This is a genomic window from Flavobacterium akiainvivens (genome assembly GCF_001278115.1).
In the GTDB taxonomy this organism is placed as follows: domain Bacteria; phylum Bacteroidota; class Bacteroidia; order Flavobacteriales; family Flavobacteriaceae; genus Flavobacterium; species Flavobacterium akiainvivens.
Genome location: NZ_LIYD01000005.1, coordinates 3,957,313 through 3,977,255, shown reverse-complemented (window position 1 = coordinate 3,977,255; position 19,943 = coordinate 3,957,313). Strand labels below are relative to the sequence as shown.

The following is a 19,943-nucleotide window of genomic DNA, read 5'->3' as shown; positions in this document are numbered from 1 at the left end:
ATAGTTTTTACAATTAATTACCAAAATTATACCTTAAGGTAAAGCCCGAACGGATATTGGTAATAGGATATGCTGTTGATATAAGCGCTTTACTAAACTGATGGTCATAAAAGAATATGGCAGTAAGGTTTTTGCTAAACGCATAATCTGCCGTAAGCTTAACCGACCACATATCCTGGCCACCACCAAGCTGGTTGTTATCATAGTCCAGATAGCGGATAATAGTCATGTTTTTCCTTAACGTAACATCTGCCTTCAGGTTTATATCACTCTTTATGGTGTTAGTAGGGTTATCTGCCAGGCTTGAGTGTATAATTACATCTTTTATACGATAGCCCAGCCCTATAACATAATCATTACCCCTAACCTCTGTAAGCAGGTTGTTATCAAAACTCATGTTTAGGGTACGGTCTTTTCTAACCTCGGCATTAACACTAACCGAGTTTTTCATTTGCATATTTACCCTTATAAGCGGGCTAAACTGCTCGGTAAGGTTTATGTTAGATATAATGTACTTATTATTAAAGTTACCTACACCGTTATTGTCCTGCCCACCCGGGTTTTCATTATACTCAAGGTTAGAGCGGAAACTGTTTATGTTGTAAGAAGACTTATAGGCACTTTGCAGCGAGAAGCTCTTAAACCTGTCTTTAAAGAATTTGTAACGCATAAGCCCGGTGTACTTAATAGTCCAGTTAGGCAACGGAATATCTCTAAACAACCCGGTAGATGAAGACGAAGCATCTTTACCCGAATAAGCGGCTATAAACGCAGGCAGCAACACGGCCTGGTTGTTTCGGCCAAAACCTACAGGATAACCGGCATTAGCGGTTGCAAATTCATTAGCACCGGCCTGGTACCTTGGCAGCTGGCTTGCCGGCACACCATAATATTGAGAGGCAAGGCGCTCGGCAATTACCATCCTGTTTTGCCTGAACTGGTCAAACGCAGCCGAACCGTTTACATCGCTCTTTTCAAAAGCGGTATTTATTATAATGGTAGAGATTTCAAAGTTACCGTATGTATAAGGCGACCTTGGCATGTACATGCCATCATCAGTTACATCATATTGCTCAGAAAGGTTATTCTGGCGCATTCTTTTAGCAAGAAGCTCAATCTTAAGGTCAGGAAACAGGTCTACCGTAGCAGTAAGATCAAGCGTTTTTGTAGACGTTTGCGTAAAGCTCTGGTTAAATTCCTGGTAAGGTGTAAGGTAACCCAGCTTAGCGGCCTCATACCTTACATCTGGATCCTGGCTACCCCATACAAAGCCCAGTGTAGGCTTAGTAGTACCTAAAAACCCTATAGAAGGCAGGTAACCCGGCAGTATGGTACCATTATTTTCTGTATAGTTAATATCAATACTTTTTACACTGGTTAATACCCCCACAATACCATTTACAAATACATTACCGCTACTTTGTGGCTTTGGCGCCGCCGTTACTTTTTCACCCGGTTTAGGGGCTGCTTTTGGCGCTGCCTTAGGCGCTTTTTTAACCCCTATACCCAGGTATTTGTACAGCATATCCATACTAAATTTAGTATTAAGCCTATGCTGGCTGCTGTTTTGTATGGTATTACCTAACGCTATGCCATCTATAGTATAAGCTAACGCATCGGTAGAGCGAATCCAGTTATAGGTACCATTGTAAGTATAAGTTCCTTTAACAAAGCTCAGCACCGGTATTTTATTTAGCGGCAGCTCATAGTTAGCCGTAAACTGCTGTGTATGGGTATTAGGCTCACCGGTATTCCAGAAATCCTGCCACACAGTATACTCATCTATAGGCCTGTTGTATTCATCAAGATAATTGCGCACTATATTGCTGGTAGCCACCTGGTAGTTAAACCTAAGCGACTTGGTAAGGTTATAATTTAAGCCATACTGATAGTTAAAGAAATAGTTTCTGCGGTACAGCGGCGATATAGGTATACCCTCTACCTCTATATTTCTAAACTGCTGCATGTTGTACTGCCTTAGTATGGTTGAACTAAACGAAATACTGCTGGGCAGGTAATTAAAGTTAAAATCGCTTAATGGTTTCCAGTAGCTGCTTTTTTTCATAAAGCCCGTATTTTTAAACGGCTCTACCGGCTTGTTCTGGAAATTAAAGGTATAATCTGCCGAGGCACGCACCTGGTGGTCTATCATGTTCTCTATCTGGTAGTCATGGTGCTCTGTCTGGTTGTGCGACATTGAAACCGTAACGTTTTCAATATCATACACGTGTGGCTTTTGCTCCGGTGCCCTTTCTTTTTTAAGGCCTATAACGTTTATACTTTTTATCTTGGTATAGTCTATAGCCCTGTCTTTAATATTTTGACGCTCTGCTTCGCTGGTCGCAAGGTCCATAGCCTGCTCAAGCTTAATATCCTGGTAGAACGGATCGTACTCTGGCGTAATAATTTCTTCGCCTACGCTGTAATTAAACGGAACATTAAGATGCCAGCTTTTAGGCAATAGCTTGCCCGCATTAATATTAGTTACAAGGTTGTATTGTTTGCGGTCTTCCCTGCTGCGCTCATTAGGGCTTTGGTCTACACTGCCAAATCCTATCGTGCTTAGGTTACCCGTAGCCGAAAGCGTTAAAAAGTCGGCCATGTTAGTATCCATGGTAGCAGTTGCGGCCATACCGCCCTGGCTATCCATATCACTAAGGCGAAGCTCGTTAAACCACACCTCACCCCTTAAGTGGCGTGCACCGGCATCGCCCGGTTCATAACCGTTTCTTACACCCACCATAAGGGTGCGCACATAACCAAAGTTAGGGTTACCTTTTATACGTATCCTTATCCTTTCGTCTATGTCTTTATACACGGCATTTTCAGCATCAAGCGGAAGGGTTTCACCCCTAAGCATGGCCAGCTTAAGCGCCGTAAGCTCATCAAGCGGAATTACAAGGTCATTAGGCCACACCTCTTCTTCACTAATGGCATTAAATGCCGTTAGGTCAAGGCGCATTTCAACCTGGTAGAAGTTATCTGTAAAGTCGTTACCAAAACGGATAAAGGCTTTCATTTCCTGGTTTTGCAGTGCGTTGCTCTCCGGTATACTTACACTTGAAGTACTTGGCAGTGCCTCGGCATGGAAAAACATACGCAGTTTTTTGTACTGGCGCATATCTACGTTTACATTTTTGAATACTGCACGCGAGTCGCCCGGTTCAAGGCCGCTGGTATCGCTTGTAGAACCTGTGGTTGAATACACCCTAAGCGAAAGCGCCTGCTCATTCTGGTTAATAACCGCATTGTTACTGTAAAGCTGCTCGCGCATTACACCCGGCGGCGACACATAGCCTATAGGCCTCTTTTGCGCGTTTTCCTGTATACTTAGCGAAACCACATCAAAACCGGTTTCTTCATCGGTTGGATCACCACCAGTAAGTTCATCAAAAGAGTTGGTGTACCTCCTCCATTCGCCCCTTACAAGGTCCATAGCACCAAAACGCAGGGTTACATCATCTTTAAAGCCTGTCATAAACACCCTCATGAAACGGATAGAGCGCACGCTGCTTATACCACCCACAATACGGTCTGTATCGGTTGTGGCAATATCAATAGGTATTTTATATTGCAACCAGCGTGCAGGTATTGTTTGCCCGTTGGTAAGCTCTACATCACTAATCCTTTCATCTACAAGGTAGCCGCTGCCTACAACAGCGCCGGGCTCTATATTGATAGTATAACGGTAGTAGGCATCAATAGTGTTCATGGTGTTGTCCCTATTAATGTCTTCGGTATCCGGAAGGGTAGAGTTACCTCGGTTTGTATTGCCTACTTCTACAGGCGAGTTGCCCTGCGTGCCGTTATAGTTTTTATAACGGTCTACAACACCACCGGTAGCCTGAAGGTAAAACTGGTAGTTATCCTGTGCAGGGTCTTCAGTATTCTGGTAAACTGTACCTACACCTTCTGCATTATCAAGGCGGCCGTCAAGGCCTGCATCCTGCAGTGCACGGTTGGCATTATCTGTATCAAATGCATAAATAAGCGATTGCGAAACCGGCACTTCTCCCCACTCTGTAGTAAAGGTTGTAGCCTGGCCATCGGCACCCGGAAGACCGTTTTCATATTGCTTACGGTTATCTTTAAGTATATCTTCGCTTATTTCACCCAGGTTTATTTCAAGTACCCCGGTATTGGTAGGGTCTGCAAGGCTGGGGTCTGAAGATGCTCCATAATACGGGTCAAGTACCCAAAGCTGTATATACTCAACGTTAGTCTGCTCAAAGTTAGTAGAGGTAATAGCCCTTGTAATACCACCCCAATTTTGTACAGCCTGGGCATCGGTAATACCGTTTAGGTAGGCAGGGTTAAAGTTGTAAGGCCCCCTTTCTTTAGGGAAGTAAGATAAATCCAGCGTGGTTACAACCGCGGTTGAGCCGGGCACAACATCTACTTGCGGATATAACTCATCCATAAAAATACGCCTGGTGCGGCTCAATGCCAGGTCATCGCTGGTAATACCGCTTGGCAACTGGCTGGTTACATAAAAAGTAGGGTCTATATTATACCATGCCAGCTTACCCCTTTTATAGCCCGCCTCAAGATCGTTTACAAGTGGGTTAAGCTCTTCAAAAGCCGTTTTAACCGGCACACTTGAAAGGTTCCACCCGCTAACACCACGCATGTCTATAGTGGTTTGCGAACCTTCAAAATCGTCTACATAAGTAGTAGCCTCTCCATTAAACTGGTCTGCCTTGCTGGCGCCCGGCTTAAGGTATGCCACCTCTCCCCTGAACGAGAAGTTAGAAGGCACATCGGTATCAATATTAGGCAGCTTGTTTACCAGCCTGGTAAAGAACGGCACCTCTGTACTGTAATTGGCATTAAGGCCAAAAATGGTATTGTTTACTGATTCCTGGCCGTAGTTGGTTTTATTGGTAAACGGCCTTTCAGACATGTTGATAATAGTACCACCCAAAAGGAATTTATCTGTAAACTTGTGTTCTACGTTAACACCGGCAAAGCGGCGTGTTTGCTGACCAAAGGTAGCATTGTTTTCTACCGAAACCTCAATAGGGGTATTAGATGCCGCAAGTGATGGGTCAAGTATCTGCACGGTACCGGCCTGGTAGTTTACGGTATAGTCCTGCCCTTCTACAAGGGTACGGCCACCCGTTGTTACCACTACCGAGCCCTGCGGCACGTTAAATGCACCAAGCGATATATCGCCACCGGCACCCGATGACTTAAAGCTACCCTTAAGCTGGAATTTGTTTTTGTGGCTGTCCTGCAAAGCATCAGCCTGTGTACTGTTATAGAGCTTAGGGAAAACGTATTTTTTCTGGTTGGGATTAAAGCTTGTTTCGTTAACAGAGTTATAGTCTTCAAGGGGGTCTAATCTAAGCTTTTCAAACAAGTGTTCACCAAATGGCTCCACCGTAGTAAATATAATACGCCCGTTTTGGGTATCTACCGTTAAGCCCGGTATAAAGTCAAAGAAACCATCGCCGGCAAACTGCGGGTCGTTAGTATAATTAAGGCGGTCTACATTAAACACGCGTAAAAGCGGTGTATCTGCCACAGAAAGTTCCGGGTTTATATCCGGGTCTACGGGAGGGAAGCTTGTTCCCGGCACCGGTGTAATGTAATTAAGCGGAGACGGGTCTGTATACAATATATTAAACCTGAAGTCTTCCTGCGAAAGCTGGTAGGCGTTAGGCAGCTGATAAACGTTTTTCATCATCAGGTCCCAAACCGGCTCATTTACATTTACCAGATTACTCTTAAGCATTTTAAGTATCAGCGTTTGCGTGCTTACGTTATTTACAGCACCATCAGGGGCCTGGTCTACCACAGTGGCAGCAACACCATCTGTAGCAAATTCACCCACCTGATATACATCTGCACCTACAGTATACTGGTAAGCAACCGCAAGTACTTCATCATTATTAAGCCTTTGGTTAAGCGATATATACCCCAGCTGTGTGTGCACGGTATATTCATTTGCACTTAGCTTACGGGCGTTTTCAAGCTTAGAATAATCTGTACCCTCACTGGCTACAAGGCCGTTTGTAAAGCTGCTGTTATCTACCGTTACAATCTCACGGATTGAAGACGAAAGCCATCCGCCCGGTATAATTTCGGGGTTTAGCTTGTTGTTGCCGTTATCCGGGTAGCTGTTAGCCTGTACATTAAAAAATGCGGGATTTGGCGGGGTTGCAAAGCCCACAGCCTGTTGTGTAATATCTGCACCGTTACTATTTACCACAGCTGATTCACCTAAATCCTGTAATGCTATAATATTACGGCTGTTGTTTTCGGTTGCATTAATACGGTTTTGCCTGTTTGTTACCCAAACCTCTACACGGGTAATTTGCACGCGGCTATCAATAAGGGGGTAGCCCCTCAACGACCTGTCATAATTATTACGGAAGTATTGCGAAAGGAAGAAGTGCCTGTCGGCATCATACTCAAGTCCAAAAATATTGAATTCCTGCAGTGTACCTCCACCCTGTGCAGTAACCGTTTTGGTTTGAGACCTTTGCTCAGAGTAAATACCGGTAATGGTGGTTTTACCAAACTGAAACTGTGCCTTAACACCAAAAAGGCTTTGTGCACCCCTAACTAATGAGTTAGACAGCGGGAAACTCACATTACCCACTTCTATCTTTTGAAGGATATCATCTTCTGTTGGGGTATACTCAAGCTTTATAAGGTTTTGGAAAGCAAAACTGCTTTCGGTATCATAATTAGCTGTAACGTTTAGCCTTGTACCCACCTTACCCATAAGGCTCATGCTTATGCGCTGGTCAAAATCAAAGGTAAAAGTGCTGCGGTTTCGCGGAGATATTTGCGGGTTGTCCTGCTTGGTATAACGCACACCAAGGTCCATTTCTACCGAACCCTGGGGCTTTATATCTATGGTATTACCACCAAAAAGGGTTTCAAAAAAGCTTGACCTTACATAATACCTGGGCAGCAGGTCTTTTTGCTGATCTGGGGTGGCATTAGGGTCTAACGCCTTAGATTTTTCACGGTAGTAGTTGCGCATATTTTCGCGCAATACAAGCTCTTCATACTGTTCTGGCGTTAGTATAACGGGGTAATTAACGTTGTAGCCGCTAAGCACACTGGTAAGTATGTAGCGGTTTGTAACGGGGTCATAGCTATAGGCACTAACAATACTGTTTGGGTCGCCTATGGCAATTTGTCCTGTATTATACCCCTGCACAGAATCCTGCGCCTGTTCATATTCTTCTTCCTCTGTAATTTGAGCATTAGCTGCAATACCCAGAAATAAAAAAAAGACTGAAAAAGTATATTGAATCTTCTTGAAAAACTCGGTTGGGTAATCTGTTCTCAAAGACTATAAGTTTTTTAATGCTTGTTTTATAATTGCCTCAACCGTAGCGCCCGGCGTTGCTGCCAGCACTTTATCAACTGCCTTTTCGGCCAGTTTGCGGTTAAAGCCCAATACCTCCAAGGCAGATAACGCTTCATCGCGATTTGTATTGTAACCCGGATGCGAAACTTCTTCCAAATCATACACTTTTAACACTTTATCCTTCAGGTCGAGAATAATGCGCTGAGCTGTTTTTGCGCCAATGCCTTTAATTCCCTGCACAATGGCAACATTACCCGAAGCTATGGCCTGTATGATGTTTTTTGGCTCAAGCGAAGACAACATGGTCCTGGCTGTGCCTGCCCCTACACCCGAAACGGATATGAGAAGCTTAAAAAGTTCGCGCTCAGCTTTTTCAGCAAACCCAAAAAGGGTATGTGCATCTTCCTTTACCTGTAAAAAGGTATATAGTTTTATATGCTCAGAATCAGTAAGCAACGAATAGGTATGCAGCGAAATATTAACCTGGTAGCCCACGCCATGGCAGTCTATTACCACCTCTGTGGGCGATTTCTCTACCAGCCTTCCCTGTAGTTGTGCTATCATATCTGTTTTTTAAGGAGTTTCAAAAATAGCAAAATTATTTAACCGTGCATCACGGCTTATTTTTTTGCCATTTTAAGGCGTTTTTCTTTTTCCTGTGCATCAACCACAGCCACAGCACTCATGTTTACCATTTCTTCTACACTGGCGTTAAGCTGCACAATGTGCACCGCCTTGTCCATACCCATCATTATAGGGCCTATAGAAACGGTTTTGTTAAGCTCTTTCAGTAGCTTGTAGGTTATGTTAGCCGACTCCAGGTTAGGGAATATCAATATGTTAACCTTTTTACCCGACAACTTACTGAACGGGAATTTTTCGGCCAGCATTTCCGGGTTAAGGGCAAAGTCTGCCTGGATTTCGCCATCCACAATAAGGTCAGGGTGGTTTTTATGCAGGTAAGATACCGCCTGCCTTACCTTTACAGCACTTGGGTCCTGAGACGAACCAAAGTTTGAGAACGACACCATAGCGATAACCGGATCAAGGCCAAACATACGGGCTGTGCGCGCCGTCATAAGGGCAATACGCGCCAGTTCATCGGCAGTTGGGTCTGGGTTTATGGCTGTATCTGATATAAAAATCGGGCCCTTTCCGGTAAGCATAAGGTTTGTTGTTGCTACCCTTTCTACACCCTGAGAGCGGTCTACCAGCTGTAATATAGGCTTAACCGAAGCCGGGTAATTGCGCGAATAGCCTGTTATCATGGCATCGGCATCGCCCTGGTTAACCATCATAGCGCCAAAATAATTGCGCTGGGTCATCATCTTTTCGGCATCAAGCTGGCTCACGCCCCTGCGCCTGCGCGCCTGCCAAAAGGCATCGGCATACGCCAATAGGCGCGGATGTTTAGACTCTACACGCGGGTCTATAATAGTAACCTCATTGTCAAAACCTATCTCCTCTTTCATAGATTCAATAAGCTCCCTGTTACCCAAAAGTATAGGTTCGCCTATACCCTCTTCCTTAACAATCTGTGCTGCCTTAAGCACCTTAAGCTGGTCTGCCTCAGCAAACACAATTCGCTTAGGCGCACTCTTGGCGCGGTTGGTAAGCAGGCGTACAATTTTATTATCGTTACCAAGGCGCTCTAAAAGCTCCTCAGTATACTTATCCCAGTCGGTTATAGGCTTTTGAGCCACGCCGCTGTCCATGGCCGCTTTTGCAACAGCAGGGGCTACAACGGCAATAAGCCTTGGGTCAAAGGGTTTTGGGATGATGTAATCGCGGCCAAAAAGCAGCTTGGTTTCGCCATAAGCAATATTTACCTGCTCCGGCACAGAGGCTTTTGCAAGCTCGGCAAGTGCATGTACCGCAGCCATTTTCATGGCCTCGTTTATTTTGGTTGCCCTAACATCGAGCGCTCCGCGGAATATGTATGGAAAGCCCAGCACGTTGTTAACCTGGTTAGGGTTATCGCTGCGGCCGGTAGCCATTATCACGTCTTCGCGGGTGTTAATGGCCAGGTCATAATCAATTTCAGGGGTTGGGTTGGCCATAGCAAACACAATAGGGTCGTTTGCCATGCTCAGCAGCATTTCAGGCGAAAGCACATTGCCCACGCTAAGCCCAAGGAACATATCAGCCCCTTTTACGGCTTCTGCAAGTGTTTTCTGTTCGCCATCCTTAGCATACCTGCGTTGCACAGGCAGCAAATCTTCGCGGCTGGTAACCAGCATGCCGTTAACATCGAACATTACAATGTTTTCTACCTTAACGCCAAGCAGCACATAAAGGTTGGCACATGCCAGCGCCGCCGAACCGGCACCACTAACCACCACCTTTATTTCATCAAGCTTTTTACCGGCAAGTTCGGCAGCATTTATAAGCGCTGAAGACGATATAATAGCCGTACCGTGCTGGTCGTCGTGCATAACCGGTATGTTAAGCTCTTCAACAAGCCTGCGTTCTATTTCAAACGACTCCGGCGCCTTAATATCTTCAAGGTTAATACCTCCAAAGGTTGGGGCTATGTTTTTTACGGTTTCAATAAAGGCATCTACATCTTTAGTATCCACCTCAATATCAAACACATCAATATCGGCAAATATCTTAAATAAAAGGCCTTTGCCTTCCATTACCGGCTTACTGGCTTCTGGGCCTATATCGCCCAGGCCAAGTACAGCCGTACCGTTAGAAATTACTGCCACAAGGTTACCTTTGGCCGTATATTTATATACTTTATTAACGTCTTTTGCTATTTCAAGGCAGGGTTCTGCCACGCCCGGAGAGTAAGCCAGCGATAAGTCGCGCTGGGTTGCATAGGGCTTAGTTGGGGTTACCTGTATTTTGCCCGGATGGGGCTTGGCATGGTATAATAGCGCTTCGCGGCGCTTGCTGTATTGGTTCATGCTGTTTGGCTTTTGTACGAATGCACAAAGGTACAGGTATGTATGTAACTTTGAAATTTTTAACGGTTTTCTTTTTCGGTAATCGTTTCAGACCGTCAGCACACCAGTTTATAGCCATACCCGCGGATGTTGAGTATCTCAACCGAGGCATCGTTGTGCAGCTTTTTGCGCAGTTTTGTTATATAAACATCCATATTACGGGTGTTAAAAAAGCTGTCATCGCCCCAAAGTTTCAGCAGGGCATCCTTTCGGTTAAGCACTTCATTTTTGTTCTGGAGCAACAGCAACAGCAACCCGCATTCTTTGTGAGAAAGCTTCTGCACTACGCCATCACCGCCTTTTAGTTCCTGCCTGCGTTGGGAAAAGGTATAGCCCCCAACCATCAGCTCGTCCTGGGTTTCGGCAGGTGCAGACCGGCTGCGCCTTAACAACTCTGCCACCCGAAGGAATAGCTCATCAAGGCTAAAGGGCTTGCGCAGGTAATCGTTGCCGCCGCTGGCATACCCTGCTGTTACATCTTTAATATCGGCCTTTGCGGTAAGGAACATTACCGGAGTTTTGGAATCGCCCTGACGTATTTGCTGCGCCAGCGTAAAGCCGTCTTTATGGGGCATCATTACATCAAAAATACACAGGTCAAAATTACCTCCTGCATAAAGCTGTAATGCCTTTTGCCCATCGGGTGCTAATACCACCTCATAACCTTTCTTCTCAAGGCTTTCCTTTACCACCTTCCCAAGGAAAGGCTCATCTTCGGCTAAAAGTATCCTGTAGGGTTTCATAAGGGTAATAATAAGGTAAAAATGGCACCATGTGGTGTATTATCTGATACTGAAACGCTACCACCATGCATTGTGGCCACTTTTTTTACATAGCTAAGGCCAAGCCCGTAGCCTTTTATATTGTGCACATTACCGGTGGGGATACGGTAAAACGTATCAAACACCTTATTTTTAAACCCGTCAGGTATACCCGAACCGTTATCTGTAACGCTTATACACAGTGTGCTTTTCTCTACCTTGCACGAAAGTACAACCTGCTCCTCGCTATACTTCAGCGCGTTATCAAACAAATTGGCTACCGCCCTGCCCAAGTGGTTTTTATAGATACTTACGGTTATATTAGGCATAGCTTCAACATTTACCCTCGCTGCCTGCCCCACTCCTTGCACTACATCCTGCAAAAAGCCGTCAATCCCTACACTTTCCTTTTCCTCATTATCAACACCTAAACGGGCTCCGGCCAGTATTTCATCGGTAAGGGCATTGAGCTTATCGGCCTGGTAAAGGATGATATCAAGATAGTTTTGCTGCTCTTCGGGGCTATGGCTAAACTGCTTCAATGCCTGTGCCGTTACGGTAATACCCGCCAGGGGCGTGTGTATTTCGTGGGTCATGTTATTAATAAAATCATCCTTAAGGGCATTGAGCTTCTGCTGGCTGAGCAGCGTTTTAAGTGCATACCAGAAGCAAAAGAGTGTAATGCCTATTAACAGTAACGAGCCGGCAATAACCCACTTGAGCCTGTCAAGCAGGAAAACGCCCGTATTGGTAAAGCCTGCCCAAATATAGCGCTCGCCATCTGTGCCTATATTAACACCAAATGTGGTGTGGTCATAACCCAACCCCGGTTTCTTTTCGGTAAGTACAAAAGGCAGGGTAATGTTTTTGTGGCTTAGCGCCATGTGGTATTGCTGCCGCAAAACCACTGTATCTATTGGGGTTTTATTGTAGGCTTTGCTAAGCCTGTCGCCGAGTTCCTGTGTAAAATACCATACTGTGCCCCGGCTAAGGCCATCGCTAACGCTTTTCATTATATGGTTTATAAAAAGCTTTTTAGCCTGTGGGGTTATAGAATCAAACCGCTGGTTTAAAGTACTTATTGACATAGACATTTCATGTGCACCGCCAAGCTTTTCTATCGGTTTCAGGTGCTTCATTTTGAATACGGTTTCCTCTTTTTGGGCATCCCAATGGCAGGTAATGTTTACATAAGTAGTATCCTGAAGCCAGCCCCTGAACTCTTTTTCAAGCCTGCGGCGGTTTAAGGCCATGGTGCTGTCACGCGCGTCAAGGAACGCCTCGTCGGCATCCCTCTTAAAAATACCCTCTGCCACCGTATAGTTTACATAACTGTAATACAGCTGCAATGCCGTAATACCTATTACGCATACCGTCATCAACACAAAGGCCAGGAGAATCTTCCGTTTCATAAGTGCCAAAAATAACGCTTAAAAACCAAGCCCAAAATTTCTGTTAACACTAATTAACCTTAATACGGCTTAGTTAACCTAACAGCCTGTACGCAGGCAATACTTTTGCCAAAAACATTATACATTATGAAATCAATCCTGTTTAGCCTGCTGGCTATGGCACAAATTACACTATGCACTGCACAACAAAAACCCAAAGGCTCTATTGCCATGACTTCTAAAGTCTATTCTGAGAACAACGAAATAATGGACCTGATGCGGTTTGAGAACATCAACTATTTCAAAACGCTTTTTAAAGGTGACAGCCTAAAAAACAAGAAGTTTACCATTACGGCAAAACAATTCTGGAAAGGCAAATTGTCTAAAACGGACACCCTCTTAAATACAAGTATTTTTGAATACGTTGGTGTAAACAAAACTGATTCACTGCCACTTAGGGTTATAAGCAAGACACAGGGCAAAAACATTGAGGTTAAGTTTATTTTCGACCGTTTTGAAGTACCACATACGTTTAAAGGCCTGAAAACAAGTGATTACAGCTTACGTGATTTTGGCACCGACCTACCAATTGAGCCTAATAAGCCCTTTTATGCCTTTGCCTATATTTTACCCTATGAAAAAGACGGCGGAAAGTACTGGTGTGCGGTAGAAAGCAGCGGAAAAGACATAGAAACCTGGGGCAAAGAGTTTGGTATTAAGCACTATATACTTTTTGAGATGAATTTTATTGAGTAGTTAATCAAGGGGCTTTCAGGAAATCTATATTTCTCTTAAGCCCCTCAAATTTTGTGCGTTTTACTGCTGAGTTTTTAAACACCGCCCTAAAGGTATCTTCGGTAATTTCCTCCCAGTCTTTTTTACTAAAACCCAGTAAATCAGGATGCGGATTGAATAACGGCTCGCGGTGTGGCTTGCTGAAACGGTTCCACGGGCACACATCCTGGCACACATCGCACCCAAAAGCCCAGTCGGCAAAGCTGCCTTTCATTTCCTGCGGGATGTTTTCCTTAAGTTCTATGGTAAAGTACGATATACATTTAGAGCCATCCACCACATACGGCTGAATGATGGCCTGTGTGGGGCACGCATCTATACAGGCAGTGCAGGAGCCACAGTGGTCGGTCACAGCGTGGTCATACTCCAGTTCAATATCCACAATCAGTTCGGCTATAAAGAAAAACGAGCCCACCTGCTTGCTCAGCAGGTTGCTGTTCTTTCCTATCCAACCAAGGCCGCTTTTGGCTGCCCAGGCTTTGTCGAGTACCGGGGCACTGTCTACAAAAGCCCTGCCGCCTACTTCGCCAATGTGTTCATTTATAGAATACAAAAGCCCTTTAAGCCTCTCTTTTATTACGAAATGATAGTCCTGCCCGTAGGCATATTTAGATATCTTAAATGTATCAGAAACCTGTTTTTCTTCAGGGTAATAGTTGAGCAACAGCGAGATAACACTTTTAGCACCATCAACCAACAACGTAGGGTCGAGCCGCTTATCAAAGTGGTTCTCCATATACTGCATCTTGCCGTGGCGGTTCTCGTTGAGCCATTTTTCAAGCCTTGGAGCCTCCTCCTCTAAAAAGCCAGCTCGGGATATCCCACAAGAAATAAAGCCGAGCCTCTTCGCCTCAGCCTTAATTAAAGCACTATATTTCTGTTTGTTATCAATCATTCAGCATTAGCTCTCATCAAATTTGCCTGCTATCATTAATCGTAATCATCTGCTGCAAATATTATCAAATCATCATTTCTAATAATAACAAAGCAAACAAACCATCCTATAAAAAATTTACCCCACGGCGTTTTCGTTTCAAAAATTTTGTAAGGGCTATGAGATAAAAGCTTTTCTTTAAAATCATTAGTAATGGTTTTAATTTCCTTACAATCATAATTTGGTCCATAACAGGAACCCAACTGGAAAACACTTTCTAGTTCGTTGGCAAATTCATCAGCTGAAATTTCCCAAAAGTGAACGTCCCTAAAACGTTCCCTAGTATTAAAACGGGGAGACATATCGGTAAAACTGTCATCATCAAGGTATTTCCACTTTCCTATGATATCTGTATGAGTAAGAATATCAAAGGCAAAGTCCTGTATTGTTATATTTTTATCAGGATTAGTGTTTCCAGAAATATTGACTATATTATGAAGGTTTTTAACTTTTTCTTCAAATAATGACTGCGGAATAATACTCAGTCTTTTTAACACAGTACCTCTGTTGAAAGGTAGGGCTGAATAAGTAGAATAATAGTATGTCTCCTCCAGTTCGGAAGCATCAATTTCAATAATACTATAATTGTTGGATTCCATTTTAATCAAATAACCCACTTTGGTTGCCAAGCTTCACCTTACCTAAGTGCCTGTACGCTTTATCGGTAACTTCACGTCCACGTGGGGTACGGATAATAAAACCCTCCTGTATCAGGAACGGTTCATACACTTCCTCGATGGTTTCACCACTTTCCGAAACCGCTGTGGCTAAAGTAGATAAGCCCACCGGGCCGCCTTTAAACTTATCGATGATGGTATTCAGGATTTTATTGTCCATTTCATCAAGGCCGTGGGCATCAACGTGCAGCGCCTTAAGCGAATAGCGTGCAATTTCTATATCAATTTTACCATTACCCTTAATCTGGGCAAAGTCGCGCACGCGGCGCAGCAATGCATTGGCAATACGCGGCGTACCCCTGCTGCGGCCTGCAATTTCAATGGCAGCCTCCATGGTTATAGGCATTTTAAGGATGGCCGAACTGCGCTCTACAATAGTGGTAAGCAGCTCAGTAGTATAGTATTGCAGCCTGCTTTGTATACCAAAACGCGCCCGCATAGGCGCCGTTAACAATCCCGAGCGGGTAGTAGCGCCCACCAGTGTAAACGGGTTAAGCCCTATTTGTACCGAACGCGCATTGGGGCCGCTCTCTATCATGATATCAATCTTGAAATCCTCCATTGCACTGTACAGATATTCCTCAACCACAGGGCTCAAGCGGTGAATTTCATCTATAAAAAGTATATCGCGTTCCTCAAGGTTGGTCAGCAAACCCGCAAGGTCGCCGGGTTTGTCTAATACGGGCCCGCTGGTAATCTTAATCCCCACGCCCAGCTCATTGGCCAGTATGTTGGCCAAAGTGGTCTTACCAAGCCCCGGAGGCCCGTGAAACAGCGTGTGGTCAAGCGCTTCGCCACGCATATTTGCTGCCTGCACGAACACCTGCAGGTTGTCCAGAACCTGCTGCTGGCCTGTAAAATCGTCAAATGACAGAGGCCTCAGCCTCTTTTCCAGGTCAAGCTCTTCGGGGTTATAGTTTTGGTTTGTAGGGTCAAGATTCGCGTTCATAGGGCAAATATAACGCAAAATCAGTTAGCTTACATTTGGTAACCTTCAGAAAGGATAGCACGCCACTCAGGGTTATGGTTAACATAATCCGCCACAAAAGAGCAGGCCGGCACTACCACATACTTATGTTGTTTAGTATGTTCTAAACTACGCTTAACCAACTCTTTAGCATAGCCTTTACCACGAAGCGATTTAGGGGTTTCGGTATGGGTAAGGAAGATTTTCTTGCCTTCAAAAAAGTATTCCAGGTAGGCCACCTCGCCTTCAACGTGCAGTTCAAACTGTTTCAGGGTGTCATTTACCTTAAATTCAACGGGTTCCATAGCAGTGATTTTAAGGCAAAGGTACATTGTTCTATTGTTAAAACACCTTATTGCAATTGTAATGTTGTGTTATAATCAACGTGTTACCATAAGGTTAAAAAGCCTATCTTTAGGCCACACTAACCAATAAACAACAATGGATACACAACACGAAGACAAGCACTTAAAGCGTGAATTAGGCCTTTTAGACGGCACTATGCTGGTGGTGGGCAGCATGATAGGCTCGGGTATTTTTATAGTGAGTTCAGACATAGTGCGGCAGGTGGGCAGCGCGGGCTGGCTTACGCTAATATGGGTAATATCAGGGTTTATGACCATGATTGCCGCCGTAAGCTATGGCGAACTGAGCGCCATGTTCCCCAGGGCGGGCGGGCAGTACGTTTACCTTAAGGAGGCCTATAACAAGCTGGTGGCGTTTCTCTACGGCTGGAGCTTCTTTGCAGTGATACAAACCGGCACCATAGCCGCTGTGGGTGTGGCATTTAGCAAATTTGCAGCCTACCTGTATGAGCCTTTAAGCGACAAGCACATACTATGGCAAATAGCTGATTTTAAACTCAATGCCGCGCAAATAGTATCCATTGTAACCATAATACTGCTTACTTACATCAACAGCCGTGGGGTAAAAAATGGCAAATGGATACAAACCATTCTGACAATCACCAAGATAGCCTCATTGGGCGGGCTTATAGTATTTGGCTTTATAGCCTTTGACTCAGGCGTTTGGAGTGCCAATTGGGCCAATGCCTGGGAGGCGAAATCGTTCATTAAAGAGGCCTCGGGAGATGCCGGAACCTGGCTTACAATCGGTGGAACAGCCCTGTTTTCGGCCATTGCGGCCAGTATGGTTGGGTCGTTGTTCAGTAGTGACGCGTGGAACGGCGTTACCTTCATTTCAGGCGAGATTAAAGACCCGCAACGCAACGTAGGGCTTAGCTTATTCTTTGGCACACTGATAGTTACTATTATTTACATCAGCGCTAACCTGATGTACCTGGCCGTTTTACCGCTCGATGGCATTGCCTTTGCGGCAGATGACCGTGTGGCCGTAGCCGCTTCCCAACCCATTTTTGGCAACATTGGCACCTATATTATAGCCGTAACTATCATGATATCAACGTTTGGCTGCAACAACGGGCTCATTCTGGCCGGTGCGCGCGTGTACTATACTATGGCAAAAGACGGGCTGTTCTTTAAGCAGGCTGCTGGCCTAAACAGCGCCAGTGTACCCGGCTGGGGGCTGTGGTTTCAGTGCATCTGGGCATCAGCACTGTGCCTTACCGGAAAGTACGGACAACTACTTGACTACGTGATGATTATTGTAGTCATCTTTTACATCCTTACCATTGCCGGAATCTTTATTTTAAGGCGTAAAATGCCCCATATGCCGCGTCCTTACAGGGCTTTTGGCTATCCGGTGCTACCTGCGCTATATATAGTGTTGGCGGCCGCATTCTGTACGTTTTTACTTATAGATAAGACCGAAACCTGCGGCTGGGGCGTACTAATTATGCTGGCTGGTGTTCCGGTGTATTACCTTACAAAACCAAAAGTACAATAACATATCCATACATTCTAAAAAAGCCTGCCGGATGCATTTTCGGCAGGCTTTTTTATTGCAGTAAAAACCTACAATAAGATCCCAAAAAGTGCTTAATATTTCACTTTTGGACATTGAGATTGGTTAAGAAAGTTTAAGGTTTCAGGTCTAACGTTTCAGGTTTTGGAACCTGAAAATTGGATTGAAAATATCCCACCCAAAATCCGGTATCAAAAAACGTCTTTTTAGACAAATTTCAGCATCCCCGGTTAAGGTCAAAATACATCAGAAAGGATAAAATTCACGACATATCGTGAATTTTTTAAAAACCCATATTCGCATATAGCATCAAAAAAACTAAACCCACCTCGTATCCCACCTCAAAAAAAATTCACGATATATCGTGAAAATGGTTGCCTGAGGGTATAAAAAAAGCGACAGGATAACCTGTCGCTTCTATATGGGGTAAGATTAAATCTTAGTGGTGAAGTTGCTCCTCGCCTTCTTTCATAGGCACTGTTTGAGGTACAAAGTCTTCGTCATGCCCGGGCTTGCTGTAGTCATACGGCCACCTGTATACTTCAGGTATTTCACCCGGCCAGTTACCGTGTATGTGCTCAACCGGTGTAGTCCACTCAAGTGTGTTACTCCTCCATGGGTTTTGCACGGCGCGTTTACCTTTAAATATGCTGTAGAAGAAGTTCCACAGGAATATAAGCTGGAATGCAGCACCTATTATAGCAAACATGGTAATTAGCACGTTAACGTCCTGTAGCTCATCAAACAGCGGGAATGCCGAGTTTGAGTAGTAACGCCTTGGTAAGCCGGCCATACCTATAAAGTGCATTGGGAAGAATACACCATAAGCACACACCGCAGTTACCCAGAAATGGATGTAACCAAGGGTTTTGTTCATCATACGGCCAAACATCTTAGGGAACCAGTGGTAAATACCGGCAAACATACCGTATAGTGCAGAGATACCCATTACAAGGTGGAAGTGAGCAACCACAAAGTACGTATCGTGTATGTTAATATCCAGCGTAGAGTCACCAAGTATAATACCTGTAAGACCACCAGAGATGAATGTAGACACAAGGCCTATTGAAAACAGCATGGCAGGGTTCATTTGCAGGTTACCCCTCCATAGTGTTGTAATATAGTTGAATGCCTTAACCGCAGACGGTATAGCAATCAGTAGCGTAGTAAAGGTAAATACCGAACCAAGGAATGGGTTCATACCCGACACGAACATGTGGTGTCCCCAAACGATGGTTGAAAGGAATGCAATAGCAAGTATTGAAGCAATCATCGCGCGGTAGCCAAAGATAGGCTTACGGGCGTTGGTTGCAATAATTTCAGATGTAATACCAAGGGCAGGTAGCAGTACAATGTATACCTCCGGGTGGCCAAGGAACCAGAAAAGGTGCTCAAACAGTACCGGAGAACCACCCTGGTAGTGGGTAACCTCGCCTGCAATAAAGATATCAGAAAGGAAGAATGAAGTACCAAAGCTCCTGTCCATGATAAGCAGCAATGCAGCTGAAAGCAGTACAGGGAACGATACGATACCAATGATAGCCGTAACAAAGAACGCCCATATTGTAAGCGGTAGCCTTGTCATGCTCATACCTTTAGTCCTTAGGTTGATAACCGTAACAACATAGTTAAGAGAACCCATTAGCGATGAAGCAATGAATATGGCCATAGATACCAGCCAAAGCGTCATACCTGCACCCGAACCGGGAATAGCTTCAGGGATGGCAGAAAGCGGCGGGTAAATTGTCCATCCAGCAGAGGCAGGGCCAGCTTCAACAAAAAGAGAGATAACCATGATAACGGCAGACAGGAAGAACAACCAGTAAGAAACCATGTTCATAAAGCCTGATGCCATATCTCGTGCACCAATTTGCAACGGAATAAGAAGGTTACTAAAAGTACCGCTCAAACCGGCTGTTAGTACAAAGAATACCATTATGGTACCGTGTATGGTAACAAGGGCCAGGTAAATATCGTTTTTCATTACACCTCCCGGTGCAAACTTATCGCCTAAAAGCACTTTAAATACGGTAAACGACTCCTCCGGCCATGCAATTTGCATACGGAATAATAATGACATAACGATGCCTATTATACCCATTATGGTACCTGTAATCAGGTACTGCTTGGCAATCATCTTGTGGTCTATACTAAATATGTATTTAGTTATAAACGTTTCTTTGTGATGATGGTCGTGAGCATCGTGGTGGTCGTCGTGGCCGTGTATTTCGTGTCCTACTGCTGACATATTTC

At 44.6% G+C, this 19,943-nt stretch carries 12 protein-coding genes; 2 read left to right on the top strand and 10 right to left on the bottom strand.

The features are described 5' to 3' along the window. Positions 1–13: 13 nt before the first annotated feature. The 5 genes from sov to AM279_RS17725 all read right to left on the bottom strand — a co-directional run bounded on the left by sov (position 14) and on the right by AM279_RS17725 (position 12,454). Positions 14–7,273, bottom strand: coding sequence for a T9SS outer membrane translocon Sov/SprA (sov, locus tag AM279_RS17745; protein WP_054410403.1), 7,260 nt, complete (start codon positions 7,271–7,273; stop codon positions 14–16). Between the two features lie 39 nt (positions 7,274–7,312). Further along, positions 7,313–7,894, bottom strand: coding sequence for a Holliday junction branch migration protein RuvA (ruvA, locus tag AM279_RS17740; RefSeq protein WP_054409389.1), 582 nt, complete (start codon positions 7,892–7,894; stop codon positions 7,313–7,315). A 56-nt stretch (positions 7,895–7,950) separates the two neighbouring features. Then, positions 7,951–10,242 (bottom strand): NADP-dependent malic enzyme, encoded by a 2,292-nt coding sequence (locus AM279_RS17735; RefSeq protein WP_054409388.1) that lies wholly within the window; start codon positions 10,240–10,242, stop codon positions 7,951–7,953. 95 nt (positions 10,243–10,337) lie between these two features. After that, positions 10,338–11,024, bottom strand: coding sequence for a response regulator transcription factor (locus AM279_RS17730; protein ID WP_054409387.1), 687 nt, complete (start codon positions 11,022–11,024; stop codon positions 10,338–10,340). Beyond that, positions 11,021–12,454, bottom strand: a complete 1,434-nt coding sequence (locus AM279_RS17725; RefSeq protein WP_082344261.1) for a sensor histidine kinase — start codon at positions 12,452–12,454, stop codon at positions 11,021–11,023. The genes AM279_RS17730 and AM279_RS17725 overlap by 4 nt, the downstream gene beginning before the upstream one ends. 126 nt (positions 12,455–12,580) lie before the next feature. Between AM279_RS17725 and AM279_RS17720 the strand changes: the two genes are divergently transcribed. Beyond that, positions 12,581–13,189, top strand: coding sequence for a hypothetical protein (locus tag AM279_RS17720; protein ID WP_054409385.1), 609 nt, complete (start codon positions 12,581–12,583; stop codon positions 13,187–13,189). A gap of 4 nt (positions 13,190–13,193) precedes the next feature. On the opposite strand, the gene queG is transcribed toward AM279_RS17720, so the two are convergent. The 4 genes from queG to AM279_RS17700 are packed head-to-tail and all read right to left on the bottom strand — an operon-like array spanning position 13,194 to position 16,111. Beyond that, positions 13,194–14,123 (bottom strand): tRNA epoxyqueuosine(34) reductase QueG, encoded by a 930-nt coding sequence (queG, locus tag AM279_RS17715; protein WP_054409384.1) that lies wholly within the window; start codon positions 14,121–14,123, stop codon positions 13,194–13,196. Positions 14,124–14,158: 35 nt separating this feature from the next. Continuing rightward, positions 14,159–14,761 (bottom strand): hypothetical protein, encoded by a 603-nt coding sequence (locus tag AM279_RS17710; RefSeq protein ID WP_054409383.1) that lies wholly within the window; start codon positions 14,759–14,761, stop codon positions 14,159–14,161. Between the two features lies 1 nt (position 14,762). Further along, positions 14,763–15,788 (bottom strand): Holliday junction branch migration DNA helicase RuvB, encoded by a 1,026-nt coding sequence (gene ruvB / locus AM279_RS17705; RefSeq protein ID WP_054409382.1) that lies wholly within the window; start codon positions 15,786–15,788, stop codon positions 14,763–14,765. A 29-nt stretch (positions 15,789–15,817) separates the two neighbouring features. Further along, positions 15,818–16,111 carry a GNAT family N-acetyltransferase gene (locus AM279_RS17700; RefSeq protein ID WP_054410401.1) on the bottom strand — a complete coding sequence of 98 codons (294 nt, stop codon included), beginning with the start codon at positions 16,109–16,111 and terminating at the stop codon, positions 15,818–15,820. A 136-nt stretch (positions 16,112–16,247) separates the two neighbouring features. Here AM279_RS17700 and AM279_RS17695 point away from each other — a divergent pair, with 136 nt between their 5' ends. Beyond that, positions 16,248–17,672: an APC family permease gene (locus AM279_RS17695; protein WP_054409381.1), complete on the top strand. Its 1,425-nt coding sequence runs from the start codon at positions 16,248–16,250 to the stop codon at positions 17,670–17,672. A 457-nt stretch (positions 17,673–18,129) separates the two neighbouring features. Here AM279_RS17695 and AM279_RS17690 read toward each other — a convergent pair whose 3' ends face one another. Beyond that, on the bottom strand, positions 18,130–19,938 hold the full coding sequence (locus AM279_RS17690; RefSeq protein ID WP_054409380.1) for a cytochrome c oxidase subunit I: 1,809 nt from the start codon (positions 19,936–19,938) through the stop codon (positions 18,130–18,132). Positions 19,939–19,943 lie beyond the last annotated feature (5 nt).